Genomic DNA, 18,976 nt, shown 5'->3' on the forward strand with positions numbered 1-18,976 from the left:
CGCCGAGCAGCCGCCCCGCACCACCAACCGGGTCGCCCACCAGGCCGCCCCGGCCGCTCTAGGGCACCGACCAGCCGCACCGGGCCAGGCCACCCGCGCTGCCGCCGAGTAACCCGTTGGAGTCACGGCCGGGGGATTGACTACCCTGAGCGGGACTTTCACACCCGCCCGGCGCAGGGAGCCCCCCAGTGATCACCAGGACTTCGTCGTTGTTCCTTCGCACGTTGCGCGAGGATCCGGCGGACGCCGAGGTACCGAGCCACCGGCTCCTGGTACGTGCCGGCTACGTCCGCCGGGTCGCCCCGGGCGGGTACTCCTGGCTGCCGCTGGGCCTGCGGGTGCTGCGCCGCATCGAAGCCGTCGTGCGCGAAGAGATGAACGCCATCGGCGCGCAGGAGATCCAGTTCCCCGCGCTGCTGCCGAGGGAGCCCTACGAGGCCACCGGCCGCTGGACCGAGTACGGCGACGGCCTCTTCCGCCTCAAGGACCGCAAGGGTGCCGACTACCTGCTCGGCCCGACGCACGAGGAGCTCTTCGCGCTCACCGTCAAGGGCGAGTACAGCTCGTACCGCGACTACCCGGTCACGCTGTACCAGATCCAGACGAAGTACCGCGACGAAGCGCGCCCCCGCGCCGGCATCCTGCGCGGCCGCGAGTTCGTCATGAAGGACTCCTACTCCTTCGACCTCGACGACGACGGCCTGGCGCGCTCCTACCAGGCCCACCGCGACGCCTACGTGAAGCTGTTCGACCGCCTCGGCCTCGAGTACGTCGTCGTGAAGGCGACGTCGGGGGCCATGGGCGGCTCGGCGTCCGAGGAGTTCCTCGCGGTCGCCGAGACGGGCGAGGACACCTACGTCCGCAGCACCGAGTCCGGCTACGCGGCGAACGTCGAAGCCGTCGTCACGCCCGCGCCGGCCGCGCAGCCGATCGAGGGCCGCCCCGAGGCGCAGGTGCACCACACGCCGAACACGCCGACCATCGACACGCTGGTCAGCTTCCTGAACAACGCCGAGCTGGGCCGCACGTTCACCGCGGCGGACACGCTGAAGAACGTCATGCTCAAGACGCGGCTGCCGGGTTCGGCCGAGTGGGAGCTCGTCTGCGTCGCGGTCCCGGGCGACCGCGAAGTGGACATGAAGCGCCTCGAAGCGTCCCTGGAGCCCGCCGAGGTCGAGCTGCTCGACGAGGCCGACTTCGCGAAGAACCCGTTCCTGGTCAAGGGCTACATCGGCCCGAAGGCGCTGCAGGACAACGGCGTGCGCTACCTCGCCGACCCGCGGATCGCCCCCGGCACCGCCTGGGTCACCGGGGCCGACAAGGTCGACCACCACGTCGTCGACCTGCTGGCCGGCCGCGACTTCACCCCGGACGGCACCATCGAGGCCGCCGAGGTCCGCGCGGGCGACGCGTCGCCGGACGGGCACGGCACCCTGGTCGCCGCGCGCGGCATCGAGATCGGGCACATCTTCCAGCTGGGCCGCAAGTACACCGACGCGTTCGAGGTCGACGCGCTCGGTCCCGACTCGAAGCCGATCCGGATCACGATGGGTTCCTACGGCGTGGGCGTCTCGCGGCTGGTCGGCGTGCTCGCCGAGCAGAACCACGACGACCTGGGCCTGATCTGGCCGCGCGTGGTCTCGCCGTTCGACGTGCACATCGTCATCGCGGGCAAGGACGAGACGGTCGCGGCCGGCGCCGAGAAGATCGCCGCCGAGCTGGACGCGGCGGGCCTCGAGATCATCCTCGACGACCGCAAGGCGACCCCGGGCGTCAAGTTCGCCGACGCCGAGCTGCTCGGCGTGCCGACCATCCTGGTCGTCGGGCGCGGCCTGGCCAACGGTGTCGTCGAGGTCAAGGACCGGCGGACCGGCGAGCGCGAGGAAATCGCGGTCGACGCGATCGTCGAGCACCTGGTCAAGCTCGTCCGGGGCTGATGAGCCGGTTCTCACGGCGGTCCGACGACACGACGCCGGGGTACGAGGACAACGCCGCGCTCCGCGGGTTCGGCGGTGACGAACCCGCGGACGCGCCGCGTGCGCAGCCGAAGCGGATCCGGCCGAAGCCGAAGCCGCTGAAGTGGCGGCGAGCGCCGTGGTTCGGCCTCGCGTTCATCGCCCTGGTCGCCGGCGTGCTGAACGCGCTGGGTGTCGGCAAACCGCACCCGGCGTCGTCCTCGCCGCCGCCCGCGCCTCTCGTGGCGACGCCTTCGTCGCACGCGGCAGTCCCGGCCGTGGTCGCCGGCTGGCAGTCCGTGGCGGGGCGCGACGGTTCGTACGCCTACGACGTCCCGCCGAACTGGGAGCCGGCGCCGGCCACGCAGCACGGCTGGGCCGGCTTCAAGCTGATCACGAGCGCGTTCCTGGGCAAGGACTTCTGCGCCCAGGCGACGCTGGGGGGCGCGGGCGTCACCACGGAGCCACTGACGGACCCCGAGGCGGCGGTACGCAAGGCCGCAACGGACCTGTCGGCGGCCGCCTACGGCGGAACGACCCAGGTGACCCCGGGCCCGGCTGCGCAGGTCACGAAGGCCGACGGCTCGGCGATCCCCGCCCGGATCGTGGTCGCCGACGTCGTCCCGGCGGAAACAGGCGAGTGCGCGGCGAAGCACGCGCTGGTGGCGGCGCTGGCGTTCGCGGACGGCTCGGGCGGGTCCGGCGTGGTGGTGGCCTACGCCGACAGCGACCGCGGTGGCCCTTCGGTGCGGGAGGACCTGGAGCGGATCGTGCGCAGCTACCGGTTCGTCCCGGCGGCCGACCGGAGTACGACGACCCCGCCGACGACGACCTACCGCTGAGCGCCCGGATTCGGCAGGCTGTGGGCCCATGGACAGACGGCTCGCGCGGATCCGGATCGCCGCGTTCGGGGTGCTCGCCGTGGCCGGGTTCGTTCTGCTCTTCGGGCCGTTGCTGGCCAAAGCCTGGATCTGGCTGGTCCAACCGCGGAATCCGGAGTGGTGGGGCGCGTCGGGCCAGTGGGCCGGAGGCATCGGCACGATCGGCGCCGTCGTGGTGGCGTTGTGGATCGCCATCCGGGACGGCAGGCTCGCGGAGGCGGACCGGCGGGACCGGGACCTGCGCGAGCGGCAGGAGCAGGCCGCGAAGGTCACCGCGTGGATCGAGCGCGCCGAGCCCGGAGCCGACGCTGACGGCTACATGGTCGTGTCCAACGCGAACGCCGAAGCGATCAACCACGTCGTCGTCTCGTTCGACCTCGTGCGGCACCTGCCGATGACCGGGTCCACCCTGCACCGCGGGCCGGCCATCGAGGACGACGAATACCTCTACGCCATCCTGCCGCCGGGGAAGTGGCGGATGCCGATCCGCGCGGAGTGGCAGCGCCCGGACCTGACTCCGGGCGTGATGCTCGCCTTCACCGATTCGCGCAACGGCCACTGGCTCCGCCTGACCGACGGCAGGCTGATCCCGAAGGACCAGAACGTCATCAGCAGGCGGAACATCCGCTTCCCGCAGCGGATCAGCGTGCCCGAGAGCTACTGACCAGCTTCGCCAGCTGCCGCAGCCGGACGTCCGGCAGGTAGGCCCGGCTCAGCGCCAGCCCGATGCGCGGGAGGTCGGCTTCGTCGCGGAAAGCCAGGTACAGCGGGACGTGCCGCGGCTGGAACTTCGCCTTGAAGGCGTGCAGCGAACGGAAGCCGTAGTAGGGCTCCATCACGCGGCCCAGCGACTCCAGCGCCCGGTCCACCGGCCGCGCCGGGCCGGAGCCGCTGCGGGCCAGCGGCGCACCCGACAGCGAGACGAACCGGGCCCCTTCGTCGCGGAACGCCAGGCACGCCGACGCGATGAGGAACTCCATCACCGGCCGGAAGCCGTGGGGGCTGCGGCGCATGACGTCCAGCGTCCAGCCGCCGATCTTGCCGGCGCCCGTGTGGACCGGCAGCCACGACGTCACGCCGTGGACCGTGCCCTCCGCGTCGACCGCCAGGCCGACCCGCGTCGCCGGATCCATCGCCTCGTCGAGGCCGCCGAGCGTGAAGCCCATCTCCGGCATGGCCTTGCCGGACATCCACTCCTCCGACAGCGCCCGGACCTGGGCGAGGATGGGCTCCGGCTGATCGGCCAGGCGGACGAGCCGGAACTCGATGTCCTGCTTGGCGGCCTTGTTCAGCGCCGACCGGACGTCCTGCCAGGCCTTGCCACGGAACTCGAGGCCGTCGAGGTCGAGCACGTTGTCCTCGGCGACCTGGACGTGCTGCCAGCCCAGCTCGCGCGTCGCCGCGACGGTGGCTTCCGTCGCCGAGAACACGCACGGCACCAGTCCGGAGTTTTCGCACATCGCGGTGAACTCGGTGACCGTGGCTGCCGCGGTGCCGTCCGGCGCGATCGGGTCGCCGAGCGCGACCGCGACCCCGGCGTGCCGGCGGTAGGCGAGGTAGGACCGGCCGTCCTCGCGGACGAAGTAGGTGTTGCGCGGCCAGGTCGTCATCCACGACAGCGTGCTGCCGCCGTGGTGCCCCAGCAGCGTGCGGGCCAGCGCCGGCCCCGGACCCTGCGCGTGGCGCCGCAGCCGGCGTCGGGATGGCACCCGGAAGGCGTGCCGCGCGGCGATCAGGACGGCCAGCTCGACCGTCCACAGGAGATTGTCCACGAAGAACAGCGGCAGGCCGTCGGTGTCGTAGTCCCCGCCGAAGATGTCGGCCACCCCGACGAGCGTCGCGACGGCGAGCCCTTGCAGCGTCACGAAAGCCGACAGCGCGACGGCCCAGCGCCAGGCGACGCGGCTGCCCTTGCGCAGCCCGTTGAGCATCGGCACCACCAGCAGGACCAGGACACCCAGTTCCGGCGCCGACAGCGAAACCCCTTCGTCGGAGCCGAACGGGCCGTCGCCGGGCACCAGGAACATCACGATCTCGGCGATGGTGAGCAGCAGCAGGCCGGCCACGGCCAGCACCCGCCACTCCCGCAGGTTCGGGGTCGCCGGGCCGCCCGCCCGCCGCTCGCCCACCAGGCGCTTGCCGAGCGGGAGCGCCAGCAGCAGCGCGAAGAAGTGCACGAGGTCGGCCAGCGTGCCGACGTAGACGATCGCGACGCCGGCGTACACGCAGAGCCCGGCCCGCAGGCGCAGCGCCCACGGCGGCCGCAGGGTCGCGCTGGCGATCGCGACGGCGGCGAGCGCGCCACCGGAGAACCCGACGTCGAGGCTGCCCGCGACGCGCTCGGCCCACAGCCAGCCGGAGTTGCGGCACAGCGCGAGGAACTGGGTCGCGACGAGCACCGAGACCAGCTGGCCGCCGATGGTCACCGCCATCGCGCGCCGCGTGCCCAGCTTCCACTCGGCGAAGCCGGCGAAGAGCGCGAAGCTGCCGACCATCGGGAGGTAGAACCACGGGATGACGGCGAAGAACGGGCCGGTGAGCATCGTCCACCACCGGCCGGCTTCCAGCGACGGCAGCCCGTAGGCGACGAACGGGTAGGCTGCGCGGTCTTCGGCGGCGTTCCAGAGCGCCCCGCTCGCGACGGCCAGTGCGAGCATGGCGAGCGTGACGCTGCTGGTGAACGGCAGTCGCTGTCTGAGCACCGCAACCGTGTTCCGGATGCGTCCCCCACCGACGGGCCCGGCCGCCGCCCCTGCTTCAGTCATGCGGATGAGTCTGTCGAGTCCGGCCGACGGCGACATCGGGCGTCAGGACGAGATTCCCCCTAGGGGAGTCGTCCGTTCGGCTGAGGGACATCCCCCTCCCGAGGAGGATGGTCAGCCGAGGACGGCCTGCCGGACCGCGTCGGTGTCGGCCAGATCCGGCAGCACGGTGTGCGCGCCCGCCGCCCGCAGCTCCTCGGCGGAGTAGTGCCCGGTGGCCACGGCGACGGAAACCGCGCCGTTGTCCACCGCGGCCCTGACGTCGTTCGGGGTGTCGCCGATGACGACCACGGCGTCGGCGCCGAACTCGGTCCCGTGCTTGACCGCCGCCAGTCCCACCGCGTGCGGGACCAGGTCCGGACGGTGCACCGAGAGCGTGCCGTAGCCGCCGATCTCCAGGTCGAGGTGCTCGTGCAGACCGAACGCGACGAGCTTGTGGCGCGAGATCTCCGGCAGGTTGCCGGTGACGAGCGTCTGGACGACGTCGCCGCGGGCGGCGAACGCGGTCAGCGCCTCCGCCGCACCCGGCAGTGCGCGGGCCGTGTCCGCGAAGGTGTGCCGGTGGCGTTCCGACTCCGCCACCAGGGCCCGGAACAGGGCCAGGATCGTCTCTTCCGTCGCCTCGATGCCGTTCGCGGTGAGCAGGTCGGTCGTCGTCGCGCGTTCCGTGCGGCCCCCGAACACGGGGTGCACGCGCAGGGTCGCCCCGGTCGCGGCGGTGAACGCGGTCGCGTACCAGGCCGCGCCGAGTTCGGTGAAGTCCACCAGCGTGTGGTCGATGTCCCAGAGCACCAGCCGCTTCTTCGTCACGGGTTCGAGGCTACCGGCGCCACTATTCAACACGCGTTGACTTTCGGGAGGCCGCGTCGTACCTTGAGCGTAATTCAACAAGTGACGAATAACTGGAGGAAGTGATGACCCGTCCCGCAGGGGCGCTCGCCCTGGTCGCGGCCGTGGCCGGCGCGCTGGTGGCGGTGGTGCTCGGATTCCTCACCTTCGGGGCCCAGGCCACCGTCGCGCCGGACGGCGTCCCGGTCGCCGTCGCCGCACCACCGGAGATCGCGCAGCGCATCGCCGCCCACGGCGGCGGCCAGCTCGCCTGGACCGTCGCGACCCCGGCCGAGGCGCGGAAACTGCTGGAGGACAAGAAGGTCTACGGCGTGCTCGAACTCGTGCCGGGACCGGTCGCGACGGTGGCGACTGTGGTGACATCGGGGGCGGTCAACCCGGCAGGCACCCAGGTCGCCCAGCAGGCGCTGACCGGCGCCGCGAGTGCGCTGGCTGGTGCGCCGAAGCAGGAGGTCCTGCACCCGGTGGGGGCGGCGGGCCGGGTCGCCCCGCTGGCCGCGAGCGCGCTGGCCTGGATCGGCGCGCTGGTCGCGGGCCTCGCGCTGACCCAGCTGGCGAAGCGGACCGGCCGCACGATCGGCGCCGGCGCGCGGATCCTGCAGGTCACCGGCGCCGGGGTGCTGATCACCGCGGTGGTGGCCGGGTTCTTCGCGCTGTGGGATGCGACGCTGCCGCTGACGGCGGACGTCCTCGGGCTCGTCTTCCTCGCCGCGACGGCGTTCGCGGCGGTGCAGGCCGGATTGCTGCGCCTGCTGGGGGTGCGCGCGATGGCCGTCCTCGCGCCGCTGTACCTGGTGGCGCCCGCGGTGGCCGGGCAGGTGCCGGAGCTGCTGAACCCGGCCTACCGCGCGCTGCTGTGGTCGTGGACGCCGTTCCGGTTCTCCACGGAAGCCCTGCGCAGCCTGCTGCAGGGTGTGCCGGGCGCGCCCGACGTGACGACGGCGCTGTGGGTGCTCGGCGCCCTGCTGGCGGTGGGCCTGCTGGTGACGCTGTGGCCGGGCCGGTCAGCCCGCCAGGAGGCTGAACCGCACCTTGCGGACGGGGTTGTCGAGGTTGGTGTCCACTAGGCAGATCGACTGCCAGGTGCCCAGGGCGAGGACGCCGCCGAGCACCGGGATCGTCGCGTAGGGCGGCACCAGCGCGGGGAGCACGTGGTCACGGCCGTGACCCGGGCTCCCGTGCCGGTGCCGCCAGCGGCCGTCGCGGGGGAGCAGCTCGTCGAGCGCGGTCAGCAGGTCTTCGTCGCTGCCGGCGCCGGTTTCCAGGATGGCCAGCCCGGCGGTGGCGTGCGGGACCCAGACGTGCAGCAGCCCGTCGGTCGCGTCGGCGTCGCGCAGGAAGGCCTCGGCTTCGTGGGTGAGGTCGTGGACGACGGCTTCGGCGCCGGTGCGGACCTCGATCTCGGTGGAGTACATACGCTCCAGCCTAGGCTCAGGAATCCAGGTAGCGCAGCACCGCGAGCACCCGGCGGTTGTCCCCTTCGGACGGTGGCAGGCCGAGCTTGCCGAAGATCGACGTCACGTACTTCTCGACGGATCCGGCCGAGAGGAACAGCTCCGCCGCGATCGCGGAGTTCGACCGGCCCTCCGCCATCAGGCCCAGCACCTCGCGTTCCCGCGGGGTGAGCCCGTCGAGCGCGTAGGTCCGGCGCGTCGCCGAAAACAGCTGGCTGACGACTTCGGGGTCGAGGACCGTTTCGCCGTCCGAGACCCGCCGCAGCGCTTCGAGGAAGTCCGACACCTCGGCGACGCGGTCCTTCAGCAGGTAGCCGACGCCGCCCGCGCGGTCGGCCAGCAGCTGGGCCGCGTACTTCGTCTCGACGTACTGGGAGAACAGCAGGACGGCGCAGCCGGGCAGCTCGCGGCGCAGGGCGATCGCCGCCCGCAGGCCTTCGTCGGTGTGCGTCGGCGGCATCCGGATGTCCACAATGGACACGTCGGGGGTGTGGGCGGTGACCGCTTCCCGCAGCGCGTCCGCGTCCTTCACCGCGGCGACGACCTCGTGGCCGCGGAACGTCAGCAGCTCGACGAGACCCTGGCGCAGGATGGTGGAGTCCTCCGCGATGACGATCCGCATCCCGCGACCCTAGCGGGGCAGCGGCACCCGCGCGGACACTTCGGTCGGGCCGCCCGGCGGGCTCGTGACGGTCAGCTCGCCGTCGACCGTCCGCAGCCGTTCGGCGACGCCGGCCAGCCCGCCGCCCGGCACGAGCCGGGCACCGCCGTTGCCGCTGTCCCGCACGCGCAGCCGCAGGACGTCCCGCTCTTCGGTGACTTCGACCAGCGTCCGCCCGCCGTGCTTCGCGGCGTTCGTGAGCAGCTCGGCGGCGCTGAAGTAGACGATCGTCTCCAGCGAGGGCGGCGGGCGGCGCGGCAGGTCCACCGCGACCCGCGCGTCGATCCCGGACGTCGCGACCAGCGTGGCGAGGGCGACGTCGAGGCCCGCGTCCAAGGCGCCGGGGTGGATGCCGCGGGCGAGGTCCCGCAGCTCGGTCAACGCCTGCTTGGCGTTGGTGTGCGCCGCCGTGACCAGGGCCTTGACCTGCGGCAGGTCGACGTCCGCCAGCTCGTCCTTGGCCAGGCCGAGCTTCATCGCCAAGGCGACGAGCTGGGCCTGGGCGCCGTCGTGGAGGTCCCGCTCGATGCGCCGCAGCCGCAGGGCGGCGTCCTCGACCGCCGTCGCGCGGCTCGCCTCCAGGTCACGCACGCGTTCGGACAGTTCGCGCTCGCCGAGCAGGCCGACGACCAGCAGCCGGTCGAGCGCGGCGAAGGCGTGCGTGACCCGCGGCAGCGCGACCAGCACCAGCAGCCCGGACGCCGACCAGGCCAGCGCACCCGCCCAGGTGTCGGCTTGGATGTCGAAGACCGCCAGCCGCCGTTCACCCAGCGGGAACCAGAAGAAGCAGTAGGGCGTGGCGGCGAGGGTGTAGAGCGTCGCGGAGAAGACGGTGAGCAACCCGGCGAAGCTGAGGGGGAGGCGGAGGAGCAGGTAGCCGGCGGCGCGCCAGCCCGCGGGGTCGCCGACGCGGGCTTTCACCCAGCTCCACAGCCCGGGTTTGAGCTCGGGACGCCGTGGGGCGGGCACGCTGACGCCGAGCAGGGCCCGGGCGAGCCGCCGGTGGGCGGTGCCGAGGCCGCGGGCGTAGAAGACGGCCCCGGCGAGCACCAGGAACCCGAGCAGGACGGGCGTCAGCCACAGGCCGAGCGCGAGGACGGCGAGGAAGCTGAGCAGCGAGAAGCCGGTGAGCGGGCCGGCGAGCCACAGCCAGAGGTACTCGGCCCGGAAATCCCGCGTGACGAGGGGGCCGAAGACGCGGCGCAGCGGGTGGGGCCGGGGCAGGTCGAGGCTGGTCACGGGTTCAGTCTCGCCGGGGCGGCGGCCGCTGCCCACCCGGTTTTCCCCCGACCACCACCCCGGATCGCCCGGATCGCCCGGGGCGCCCCCCGGTTCCACGCTACCGGGCGGCACCGACAGTTCCGCCGGCTGAAAGCCGTGAGGACCACCTCGAGGAACGTGAAGTTCCTCGAGGTGGCCCTCACGAAGGTCGGGTCAGGGCAGGTCCGGGTCGTCGTCCCGGGCCCGCTGCGAGGCTTCCCGCATCTCGATGACGTCGGTGAGCCAGTCACCCGTCTCCCGGGCGATGTCGCGGACCGCGCCGGTGATGATGCTCGCGATGTTGCCGACGTGCGTCGCGGCCGATTCGGTGATCACCTGCAGGGTGTCCTTGTCTCGTTCGAACTGACCCACCATGTCACCCTCACGCTGCTCGGAGCTGCCAGTCGGGTTCCACGGTAACCGGCGACGGCGAACTTTGCGGAAGAGCCAGCTTCACGATCTTCTTCGCCACCGACCAGAGCTGCTTGCGCAGCGGCCCCGTGTGGTACGGCAGCCCGTACTTCTCGCAGATCGCGCGCACCTCGCCGGCGATCTGCGGGTAGCGGCGCGCCGGGATGTCCGGGAACAGGTGGTGCTCGATCTGGTGCGACAGGTTCCCGCTCAAGACGTGGAACAGCGGGCCGCCGCTGATGTTCGCCGAGCCGAGGATCTGGCGCAGGTACCACTGGCCGCGCGACTCCGAAGCCGTCTCCTCCTCGGTGAAGCTCTCGACGTCGGCGGGGAAGTGGCCGCAGAAGATGATCGCGAACGCCCACAGGTTCCGGGTCAGGTTCGCCGTCGCGTTGCCGAGGAACGTCAGCGGCGCCAGCGGGCCGGTCAGCAGCGGGAACAGGACGTAGTCCTTGCCGACCTGGCGCCCCACCTTCCGGACGATCTTCTGCAGCACCGGCACGTTCTCGGCCCAGCTGCGCTCGCCCTTGACCACCCGTTCGATCTCGAGGTCGTGCAGCATGACGCCCCACTGGAAGAAGATCGCCAGCAGCGTCGCGTACACCGGGTTGCCGAGGTAGTACGGGTGCCACTTCTGGGCGTCATCCATCCGCAGGACGCCGTACCCGACGTCGCGGTCCTTGTCGAGGATGTTCGTGTACGTGTGGTGGATGTAGTTGTGCGAGTGCCGCCAGTTCTCCGCCGGCGCCACGGTGTCCCACTCGAACCGCTGTGAGCTCAGTGCCGGGTCGCGCGTCCAGTCGTACTGGCCGTGCATGACGTTGTGGCCGATCTCCATGTTGTCGAGGATCTTGGCCAGCGACAGCGCACCGACGCCGGCGAGCCACGCCGGCGGGAAGAACCCGGCGAAGAGCAACGCGCGCCCGGCGACCTCGAGGCCGCGCTGCGTCTTGATGATTTCGTGGATGTAGTCGACGTCTTCCTGGCCCAGGTCGTCGACGATGCGCTGCCGCAGCGCGTCGAGCTCGCGGCCGAACTCTTCGACCTGGTCCGGGGTCAGGCGATCCTGCAAGCCGGTCATGGTGAACTCCCTAAGCGTCGATCTCGACGTCCCCGACCGGGACGGAGATGCAGAGCTGGATTTCTTCGTCTTCTTCGCCGGAGATCTCGCCCGTCTTCGCGTTGCGGACGCGCCCGGCGGTCTTGAGCTGCGTGCAGGAGAAGCAGATGCCCATCCGGCAGCCGTGCTCCGGCGACAGCCCGGCTTCCTCGGCCTGCTCCAGCAACGGCTTCCCCGAGTTCGCGCACTCGCGGCCACTGCGCTTGAACCGGACCTGGCCCTCGGCGTTCGCCGTGTCGAAGGTCAACGCCGGCGGCGTGAACTCTTCGGTGTGCACGCGTTCACCCAGCTGCTCCCGCACCGCGTCCATCAGCGGCTTCGGGCCGCAGACGAACGCCTCCGCGTCGCGGTACCACGGCGCCACCCGCCGGAGGTGCTCCGGCGAGAAGAAGCCGTTCAGGTCACCGCCCCGGGACTGGGTGTAGGCGTGCACGACGCGCAGCCCGGGGTGCCGGGCGGCGAGCTCGGCCAGTTCGGTGCGGTACAGCGCGTCGGCCGGGCCGTTCGAGTACTGCAGGAACACGATCTCGCCGGCGTGCCCCTCGGCGACCAGCGTACGGGCCATGGCGAGCACCGGCGTGATCCCGCTGCCACCGGCGATCAGCAGCACGCGGTCCGGCCGGGTGGCGGGCAGCGTGAACGTGCCGTCCGGAGTGGACAGACCGACCACCGAGCCGACGCCGAGCGCGCGGTTCAGGTGCCCGGAGACCAGGCCCTGCTCCTTGACCGTGAACTCCAGTTCGCCGTCGTACTGCGAACCGCACGGTGAATAGCAGCGCGTGTGCCGGACGCCGTCGATCTCCACCTGCAGGCGGACGTACTGGCCGGCGGTGAAGCCGGGCCACGCGCGGCTGGGCCGCACGGTGACGGTGACCGTGTCCGGCGTCTGCTTGCGCACCGCCGTGACCAGCCCGCGGATCTCGCGGCGGACCAGCATCGGGTCGACGAGCTCCAGGTACCGGTCCATTCCGTGCGGCGTCAGCAGCGCCTCGGCCAGCGAGGCGAGGCCGCGCACCCGCCGGGGGATGAGCGCCGTCATCGGTGACCTCCTCGGTTACAGTGAACGACCGTACACTGAACAGTGCACTGCAGGAGTGGACGCCCTGTCAACGCGAGACGCGAAGGATGTGACGTGAGCAACGCGGTGGACATCCGTACTCTGGACCCCGTGCCCGAACCCCTGACGCCGGTGAGCCGCCAAGAGCGAAAACTGCGCACCCGTCAGGCGCTGCTGGACGCGGCCTTGGAACTCCTGGCCGATCGGCCGTTCGCGAGTCTTTCCCTGCGCGAGGTCGCGAAGGGCGCCGGCATCGTTCCGACAGCGTTCTACCGGCACTTCGCGTCGATGGAGGAACTCGGCGTCGCGCTGGTCGAAGAGACGACCCGCACGCTGCGCGGCATGATCCGCTCGGCCCGCACCGACCCGGACACCTACCAGGGGATGATCAGCGCTTCGGTGGCGACGGTGCACGAATTCGTCCGGGCGAACGAGGACCATTTCCGCTTCCTCACCCGCGAGCGCTACGCCGGCGGCCCGCTCGCCCGCGCGATCGGCGTCGAACTGCGCCTGTTCTCCGGCGACCTCGCGATCGACCTCGCCCGGTTCGCGCCGCTGCGGTCGTGGAGCACCGAAGACCTGCACATGCTCGCCGACTTGATCGTTTCCGTGATGCTGACGACGATCGTCGAACTGCTGGAAGCCCGCCCGGGTGAAGACGCGAAAATCACCGGAACGGCGGAAAAGCGGCTGCGCCTGGTCCTGCTCGGCGTCCCGCACTGGAAATCGAGCTGAACGTTTCCTCCGCGGCACTCGTATCTTCCGGCAAACCGGCGGAACTTGCGACCCAGGTCACTGGGGACTGTCGGTCCGGCGTGGTACAACCCTCGGATCGTGCCTCGCCGATGAGGAGGTCGTGTGGCGGACAGCGAACAGAGTCAGCAGCTCACCGTGGGTGTGGTGGCCGAATCGCGCCCCGGGGAGCGGCGGGTGGCCATGGTGCCCAAGCTCGTCGGGCGGCTCGTGCAGCGCGGGCTGCGCGTCGTCGTCGAGCCGGGGGCCGGGGCCGGTGCGCACCTGAGTGACGACGCGTACACCCAGGCGGGCGCCGAACTCGGCGACGCCTGGGGCGCGCCGATCGTCGTGAAGGTCAACCCGCCTTCGCCCGGGGAAGTCGCGAAGCTGAGCCGGGGCGCCGTGCTCGTCGGTTTCCTCGATCCGCGCGGCAACCCGGAGGGGCTCGCGAAGCTCGAAGAAGCGGGCTTGCGCGCGTTCGCGATGGAGGCCGTCCCGCGGATTTCCCGGGCGCAGGCGATGGACGCGCTGTCTTCGCAGGCCAGCATCGGCGGCTACCGCGCGGTGCTGCTCGCCGCGCAGAAGCTCCCGCGGTTCTTCCCGATGCTCACCACCGCGGCCGGCACCGTCCCGCCGGCCAAGGTGCTGGTGCTCGGCGCCGGCGTCGCCGGGCTGCAGGCACTGGCCACGGCGAAACGGCTCGGCGCGCAGACCACCGGCTACGACGTGCGGCCCGAAGTCGGCGAGCAGGTCAAGTCGCTCGGCGCGCAGTTCCTCGACCTCGGCATCGAAGCGGTCGGCGAGGGCGGGTACGCCCGCGAGCTGACCCCGGAGGAGCGCGAGGAGCAGCAGCGGCGGCTCACCGAAGCCATCACGAAGTTCGACGTCGTGATCACCACGGCGCTGGTCCCGGGCCGCAAGGCGCCGACGCTGGTCACCGCGGACGCCGTCAAGGGCATGCCTGCCGGGTCGGTCGTCGTCGACCTCGCCGGCGAAACCGGCGGCAACTGCGAGCTGACCAAGCCGGGCGAGGACGTCGTGGAGCACGACGTCACCATCTCGTCCCCGCTGAACCTGCCCGCCGAAATGCCTTCGCACGCCAGCGAGCTCTACGCCCGCAACGTCACCGAGCTGCTGGAGCTGCTCGTGACGAAGGAAGGCGAGCTGAAGCTGGACTTCGAGGACGAGATCGTCGCCGGTGCCTGCGTGGCCGGGCGCGAAGGGAGTGTCGCGTGAGTCCGCTCGTGCAGAACCTGGCGGTGCTGGTCCTCGCCGGGTTCGTCGGCTTCGCCGTCATCTCGAAGGTGCCCAACACCCTGCACACGCCCCTGATGTCCGGTACCAACGCGATCCACGGCATCGTGCTGCTGGGCGGCCTGGTGGTGCTCGGCCTCGGCGTCGACGGTGTGTTCAACAAGATCCTGCTGGTCATCGCGATCGCCTTCGGCACCATCAACGTCGTGGGCGGCTTCCTCGTCACCGACCGGATGCTGTCGATGTTCAAGGCCAAGAAACCCGTCGCCGGTGAGGAGGACGAGAAGTGACCGACTTCGTCGCGATCCTCTACATCGTCGCGTTCGCCCTCTTCATCTACGGCCTGATGGGCCTGACGGGCCCGCGCACCGCGGTCCGCGGCAACTGGATCGCCGCGGTCGGCATGGGCATCGCGGTGATCGCCACCCTGCTCACCCCGGGCATGGGCAACTGGCTGCTCATCGTCCTCGGCGTCGCGATCGGCGCGGTGGTCGGCGTCCCGTCGGCGCGCAAGGTCAAGATGACGGCGATGCCGCAGATGGTGGCGCTGTTCAACGGCGTCGGCGGCGGCGCGGTAGCGCTCATCGCCTGGGTCGAGTTCCGCTCCACCGACGGCTACGCGCACGAGCCGCTCTACATCGCGATCGCGTCGCTGTTCGCGGCGATCATCGGGTCGATCTCCTTCTGGGGCTCGAACGTCGCGTTCGGCAAGCTCCAGGAACTGATCAGCGGCCGCCCGATCACGATGGGCAAGCTGCAGCAGCCGGTCAACCTGCTGCTCCTGCTGGTCGCGCTCGCCTGCGCCGTGTTCATCGTCTCCGGCGGCGACAACGGGTGGCTGATGATCGGGCTGCTCGTCGCGGCGGGCATCCTCGGCCTCACGGTCGTGCTGCCGATCGGCGGCGCCGACATGCCGGTGGTGATCTCGCTGCTCAACGCGTTCACCGGGCTCTCGGCCGCGGCGATGGGCCTGGCGCTGGACAACACGGCGCTGATCGTGGCCGGCATGATCGTCGGCGCGTCCGGTTCGATCCTGACCAACCTGATGGCCAAGGCGATGAACCGGTCCATCCCGGCGATCGTCGCCGGCGGCTTCGGCGGCGGGCCGCCGATCGCGGCCGGCGGCGGGACCAAGGAAGCCCGTCCGGTGCGCGCGACGAGCGCCGCCGACACCGCGATCCAGATGGCGTACGCCAGCAAGGTCGTCGTCGTGCCCGGGTACGGCATGGCCGTGGCGCAGGCCCAGCACACCGTCCGCGAGATGGCGAAGCTGCTGGAGAAGAAGGGCATCACGGTCGCGTACGCGATCCACCCGGTGGCCGGCCGCATGCCCGGGCACATGAACGTCCTGCTCGCTGAGGCCGACGTGCCGTACGAGCAGCTCAAGGAGATGGACGAGATCAACTCCGAGTTCGCCCAGACCGACGTCGCGCTGGTGATCGGCGCGAACGACGTCACGAACCCGGCCGCGCAGACCGACCCGAGCTCGCCGATCTACGGGATGCCGATCCTCAAGGTCAACGAGAGCCGGTCCGTGATCGTCTTGAAACGCGGGATGGCCTCCGGCTTCGCCGGGATCGACAACGACCTGTTCTACGATCCGAAGACCAGCATGCTCTTCGGGGACGCCAAGTCGTCGGTGGGCGAGATCGTGGAGGAACTCAAAGCGCTATGACGACCGGGTCGGACGTCCGTGCCGCGTTCACGGACCCGGCCGAAAACCTGGCGTTCGACGAAGCGCTCCTCCGGGTCGCGCCGGAGTCACCGGTGCTGTGGCTCTGGCGCAACCCGGTTTGCGTCGTGGTGGGGCGCGGTCAGCGGATCGCGCGCGAGGTGCGGATCGACGAGTGCCTCCGCGACGGCGTCCCGGTGCTGCGGCGGGCCAGCGGCGGCGGCACCGTCTTCCACGACCCCGGCAACCTGAACGTGACGCTCGTGCTGCCCGGCCCGGCCGACCGGCCCCTGGAGGCACTCGGCCAGGTGATGAGCGCCGCCGTCGACCAGCTCGGGCTGGTGCCGCGGATCGGCGACCGCGGGCTGTTCGTCGGCGACGCGAAGCTGTGCGGGTTCGCCGTGTTCCGCACCAGGACCGGGCTGCTGGCCCACTCGACGCTGCTGGTCGAGACGGCCGCCGGCCTCGTCGGCCGATACCTGACCGGCGCGCCGCCGGACCCGCGCCCGTTCGACTCCCACCGCAGCCCGGTGGCGTCGCTGGCCGAGCACGGCCTGCGGCCCGGGTTCCCGGCGGTCGAGGCGGCGGTGCGCGCGGCGGCGTCCCAGCTGCTCGGGACGCTCGTGCCCCGCCCGCCGTCCGCGGCCGAGCTGGCGCGGCAGCGGGCGTTGCTGCACACCCGCTACCGCTACCCGTCCTGGCACGCCGACGGCGCCCAGCGCGCGGCCTGACCGCCCCGGCCCAGGCGGTCTGCCGCAGCTGGTCGTGAGTGGTAATCAGGGTTAGAACCCGAATTGCCACTCACGACCACCCGCGGACGTTCTCTGTCTACTGTGGACTTACTCGGCCGCCGAGAACGTGACCGTGGGCACCTTGCGCGCGGCCGCCCGCGTGGTGGTCTTCGGCTCCGCCGCCTTCCGGGTGCGCGTGGTCTTCGCCGGTTCCGGCGTCTGCGCCGGTTCGGCCTTTGCGCGGGCGGGCTTCGCCGGAGCTGGTTTGGCCGGAGCGGGCTTGGCCGCCTTGGCGGGGGCGGGCTTGGCCGCGGTGGCTTTTGCCTTGACCGGCGCGGCCTTGGCGGGCGTGGCCTTGGCGGGCGTGGCCTTGACCGGCGCGGCCTTGGCGGGCGCGGCTTTCGCGGCGGCCGGCTTCGGCGTGGTCTTTCTCGCGCCGGGGACGAGCCGCGGCCGGTTCTTGCGACCGCCGGTGCGGCGGCCGGCGTCGGCGTACCGCTGCAGGAATGCGCGCAACGCCTCGGCGTTGGCGAAGGAGAGGTCGATGTCGTAGTCGATGCCGTCCACCCCGAACCCGACGGTCTCCGCCGCGGGCCCACCGGTCAGATCATCCAGCACCTGCACAGCCGTGTTCCTGGCCACGACAAACCTCCCGTGCTCGAACGTGTGATGTGTCCGCGAGCACCGGGCCCGACGGCATCCGGTGCCGCCGAAAACTTGCAGCTTCCTGACGGAGGATAGCCGTTGGCTTGCGTGATCCCGCGTAGTGGTGTGCGCTGAAGCCATGGCTGCACAGACTTTTGACGTAGTGGTGATCGGCGCGGGCCCGGTGGGGGAGGTGGCCGCCGAACGAGCGGCTCGCGGAGGCCTGAAGGTCGCCCTCGTCGAGCACGAACGCTTCGGCGGCGAGTGCTCCTACTGGGCCTGCATCCCGAGCAAGGCGTTGCTGCGGCCGGGAAATCTCCTCGCCGCGGCGAAGCGGGTGCCCGGGATCCCGGTCGGCGACCGGCTCGACCCGGCGGCCGTGTTCGCGCGCCGTGACTGGTTCACCGGCAAGGGCGACGACTCGGGACAGGTCGACTGGGCTCGCGGCGCCGGCATCGAACCGGTTCGCGGTCACGGCGTGCTCACCGGTGAGCGGGAGGTGACCGTCGACGGCGACCGCGTGCTGACCGCGCGGCACGCGGTGATCGTCTGCACCGGCAGCGTGCCCAGCAAGCCGTCGATCCCCGGGCTCGACACGATCCGGCCGTGGGGTTCGCGCGAGGCGACGTCGGCGTCTTCGGTGCCGGCGCGGCTCGGCGTGCTCGGCGGCGGCGTGGTCGGCGTCGAGATGGCGCAGGCGTTCGCTTGGCTCGGGTCGGAGGTGCACCTGGTGATCACCGGCGAGCGGCCGCTGCCGCGCAACGCCGGGTTCGCCGGTGACCTCGTGCTGGCGGGGCTGCGCGAAGCCGGCGTCGAGGTGCACACGGACTCGGGCGTTTCGCAGGTCGCGGCCGGGGACTCCGGGACGACGCTGACGCTGAAGGACGGCTCGACGCTGGTCGTCGACGAGTTCCTGGTGGCGACGGGCCGCCGTCCCGCGACCGCCGGGCTCGAGCGCTTCGGGATCGAGCCGGGGCATCCGCTGGAGACCGACGACACCGGCCGGGTGTCCGCAGTGGACGGTGACTGGCTGTTCGCGGCCGGCGACGTCACCGGCCGCGCGCCGCTGACCCACCAGGGCAAGTACGGCGCCCGCGCGGCGGGGGACACGGTGGCGGCGCTGGCCGCGGGCACGCCGGTGCCGGCTTCGCCGTGGAGCCGGTTCACGGCCACGGCCGACCACCACGCGGTGCCGCAGGTGGTGTTCACCGACCCGGAGGTCGCGGCCGTCGGCCTGGCGGACGCGCGCCCGGGCTCGTCGGACCGCGTCGTCGACATCGACATCGCGGTGGCGGGCTCGTCCCTGCACGCGGACGGCTACACCGGCAAGGCCCGGATGGTCGTCGACACCGAACGGAACGTGCTGCTCGGCGTGACGTTCGTCGGCCAGGACGTCTCGGAGCTGCTGCACTCGGCGACGGTGGCGATCGTCGGGGAGGTGCCCCTGGACCGGCTGTGGCACGCGGTGCCGTCGTTCCCGACGATCAGCGAGGTGTGGCTGCGGCTGCTCGAGGCCTACGGGCTCTGAT

At 71.7% G+C, this 18,976-nt stretch carries 19 protein-coding genes; 10 read left to right on the forward strand and 9 right to left on the reverse strand.

Annotated elements, in window-relative coordinates; translation table 11 throughout:
- The first annotated feature begins 188 nt into the window (after positions 1-188).
- Genes AB0F15_RS05200 through AB0F15_RS05210 form a run of 3 tightly spaced genes read left to right on the forward strand, consistent with a single transcriptional unit; the run spans position 189 to position 3,500 of the window.
- Positions 189-1,937: a proline--tRNA ligase gene (locus tag AB0F15_RS05200; protein WP_360265421.1), complete on the forward strand. Its 1,749-nt coding sequence runs from the start codon at positions 189-191 to the stop codon at positions 1,935-1,937.
- Positions 1,937-2,797 (forward strand): hypothetical protein, encoded by an 861-nt coding sequence (locus tag AB0F15_RS05205; protein WP_360265424.1) that lies wholly within the window; start codon positions 1,937-1,939, stop codon positions 2,795-2,797. The genes AB0F15_RS05200 and AB0F15_RS05205 overlap by 1 nt, the downstream gene beginning before the upstream one ends.
- A gap of 28 nt (positions 2,798-2,825) precedes the next feature.
- On the forward strand, positions 2,826-3,500 hold the full coding sequence (locus AB0F15_RS05210; protein ID WP_360265427.1) for a hypothetical protein: 675 nt from the start codon (positions 2,826-2,828) through the stop codon (positions 3,498-3,500).
- Here the strand turns inward: AB0F15_RS05210 and AB0F15_RS05215 are convergent.
- Both AB0F15_RS05215 and AB0F15_RS05220 read right to left on the reverse strand, forming a co-directional pair.
- Positions 3,478-5,538, reverse strand: coding sequence for a DUF2156 domain-containing protein (locus AB0F15_RS05215; protein ID WP_360265599.1), 2,061 nt, complete (start codon positions 5,536-5,538; stop codon positions 3,478-3,480). The genes AB0F15_RS05210 and AB0F15_RS05215 overlap by 23 nt on opposite strands.
- Before the next feature lie 174 nt (positions 5,539-5,712).
- Positions 5,713-6,408, reverse strand: coding sequence for a haloacid dehalogenase-like hydrolase (locus AB0F15_RS05220; RefSeq protein WP_360265430.1), 696 nt, complete (start codon positions 6,406-6,408; stop codon positions 5,713-5,715).
- A gap of 104 nt (positions 6,409-6,512) precedes the next feature.
- On the opposite strand from AB0F15_RS05220, the gene AB0F15_RS05225 reads away from it, so the two are divergent.
- On the forward strand, positions 6,513-7,514 hold the full coding sequence (locus AB0F15_RS05225; protein WP_360265433.1) for an ABC transporter permease: 1,002 nt from the start codon (positions 6,513-6,515) through the stop codon (positions 7,512-7,514).
- Here AB0F15_RS05225 and AB0F15_RS05230 read toward each other — a convergent pair.
- The 6 genes from AB0F15_RS05230 to AB0F15_RS05255 all read right to left on the reverse strand — a co-directional run bounded on the left by AB0F15_RS05230 (position 7,452) and on the right by AB0F15_RS05255 (position 12,392).
- Positions 7,452-7,862, reverse strand: a complete 411-nt coding sequence (locus tag AB0F15_RS05230; protein ID WP_360265435.1) for a secondary thiamine-phosphate synthase enzyme YjbQ — start codon at positions 7,860-7,862, stop codon at positions 7,452-7,454. The genes AB0F15_RS05225 and AB0F15_RS05230 overlap by 63 nt on opposite strands.
- A gap of 16 nt (positions 7,863-7,878) precedes the next feature.
- On the reverse strand, positions 7,879-8,523 hold the full coding sequence (locus tag AB0F15_RS05235; RefSeq protein ID WP_360265438.1) for a response regulator transcription factor: 645 nt from the start codon (positions 8,521-8,523) through the stop codon (positions 7,879-7,881).
- A gap of 9 nt (positions 8,524-8,532) precedes the next feature.
- Positions 8,533-9,801, reverse strand: coding sequence for a sensor domain-containing protein (locus AB0F15_RS05240; RefSeq protein WP_360265441.1), 1,269 nt, complete (start codon positions 9,799-9,801; stop codon positions 8,533-8,535).
- A gap of 195 nt (positions 9,802-9,996) precedes the next feature.
- Positions 9,997-10,197, reverse strand: a complete 201-nt coding sequence (locus tag AB0F15_RS05245) for a hypothetical protein (RefSeq protein WP_360265444.1) — start codon at positions 10,195-10,197, stop codon at positions 9,997-9,999.
- A gap of 7 nt (positions 10,198-10,204) precedes the next feature.
- Complete coding sequence (locus AB0F15_RS05250; RefSeq protein WP_360265447.1) at positions 10,205-11,314, reverse strand: acyl-CoA desaturase; 1,110 nt, start codon at positions 11,312-11,314, stop codon at positions 10,205-10,207.
- Between the two features lie 10 nt (positions 11,315-11,324).
- A complete protein-coding gene (locus AB0F15_RS05255) occupies positions 11,325-12,392 on the reverse strand; it encodes an FAD-binding oxidoreductase (RefSeq protein ID WP_360265450.1) in 1,068 nt (355 codons plus the stop codon).
- Positions 12,393-12,485: 93 nt separating this feature from the next.
- On the opposite strand from AB0F15_RS05255, the gene AB0F15_RS05260 reads away from it, so the two are divergent.
- From AB0F15_RS05260 to AB0F15_RS05280, 5 genes are all read left to right on the forward strand, one after another.
- Positions 12,486-13,145 carry a TetR family transcriptional regulator gene (locus tag AB0F15_RS05260; RefSeq protein ID WP_360265452.1) on the forward strand — a complete coding sequence of 220 codons (660 nt, stop codon included), beginning with the start codon at positions 12,486-12,488 and terminating at the stop codon, positions 13,143-13,145.
- A gap of 123 nt (positions 13,146-13,268) precedes the next feature.
- The gene (locus AB0F15_RS05265; RefSeq protein ID WP_360265455.1) at positions 13,269-14,381 is read left to right on the forward strand and encodes a Re/Si-specific NAD(P)(+) transhydrogenase subunit alpha; all 1,113 of its coding nucleotides are present in this window, start codon (positions 13,269-13,271) and stop codon (positions 14,379-14,381) included.
- On the forward strand, positions 14,378-14,689 hold the full coding sequence (locus AB0F15_RS05270; RefSeq protein WP_285989380.1) for an NAD(P) transhydrogenase subunit alpha: 312 nt from the start codon (positions 14,378-14,380) through the stop codon (positions 14,687-14,689). Before AB0F15_RS05265 ends, AB0F15_RS05270 begins: the two co-directional genes overlap by 4 nt.
- On the forward strand, positions 14,686-16,074 hold the full coding sequence (locus tag AB0F15_RS05275) for an NAD(P)(+) transhydrogenase (Re/Si-specific) subunit beta (protein ID WP_360265458.1): 1,389 nt from the start codon (positions 14,686-14,688) through the stop codon (positions 16,072-16,074). Before AB0F15_RS05270 ends, AB0F15_RS05275 begins: the two co-directional genes overlap by 4 nt.
- A complete protein-coding gene (locus tag AB0F15_RS05280; RefSeq protein ID WP_360265461.1) occupies positions 16,071-16,802 on the forward strand; it encodes a lipoate--protein ligase family protein in 732 nt (243 codons plus the stop codon). Before AB0F15_RS05275 ends, AB0F15_RS05280 begins: the two co-directional genes overlap by 4 nt.
- 108 nt (positions 16,803-16,910) lie before the next feature.
- On the opposite strand, the gene AB0F15_RS05285 is transcribed toward AB0F15_RS05280, so the two are convergent.
- Complete coding sequence (locus AB0F15_RS05285) at positions 16,911-17,444, reverse strand: histone-like nucleoid-structuring protein Lsr2 (protein ID WP_360265464.1); 534 nt, start codon at positions 17,442-17,444, stop codon at positions 16,911-16,913.
- Between the two features lie 142 nt (positions 17,445-17,586).
- On the opposite strand from AB0F15_RS05285, the gene AB0F15_RS05290 reads away from it, so the two are divergent.
- Positions 17,587-18,975: an NAD(P)/FAD-dependent oxidoreductase gene (locus AB0F15_RS05290; protein WP_360265467.1), complete on the forward strand. Its 1,389-nt coding sequence runs from the start codon at positions 17,587-17,589 to the stop codon at positions 18,973-18,975.
- The last annotated feature ends 1 nt before the right edge of the window (position 18,976 follow it).

The sequence above is a fragment of the Amycolatopsis sp. NPDC026612 genome, assembly GCF_040638285.1.
Taxonomy (GTDB): domain Bacteria; phylum Actinomycetota; class Actinomycetes; order Mycobacteriales; family Pseudonocardiaceae; genus Amycolatopsis.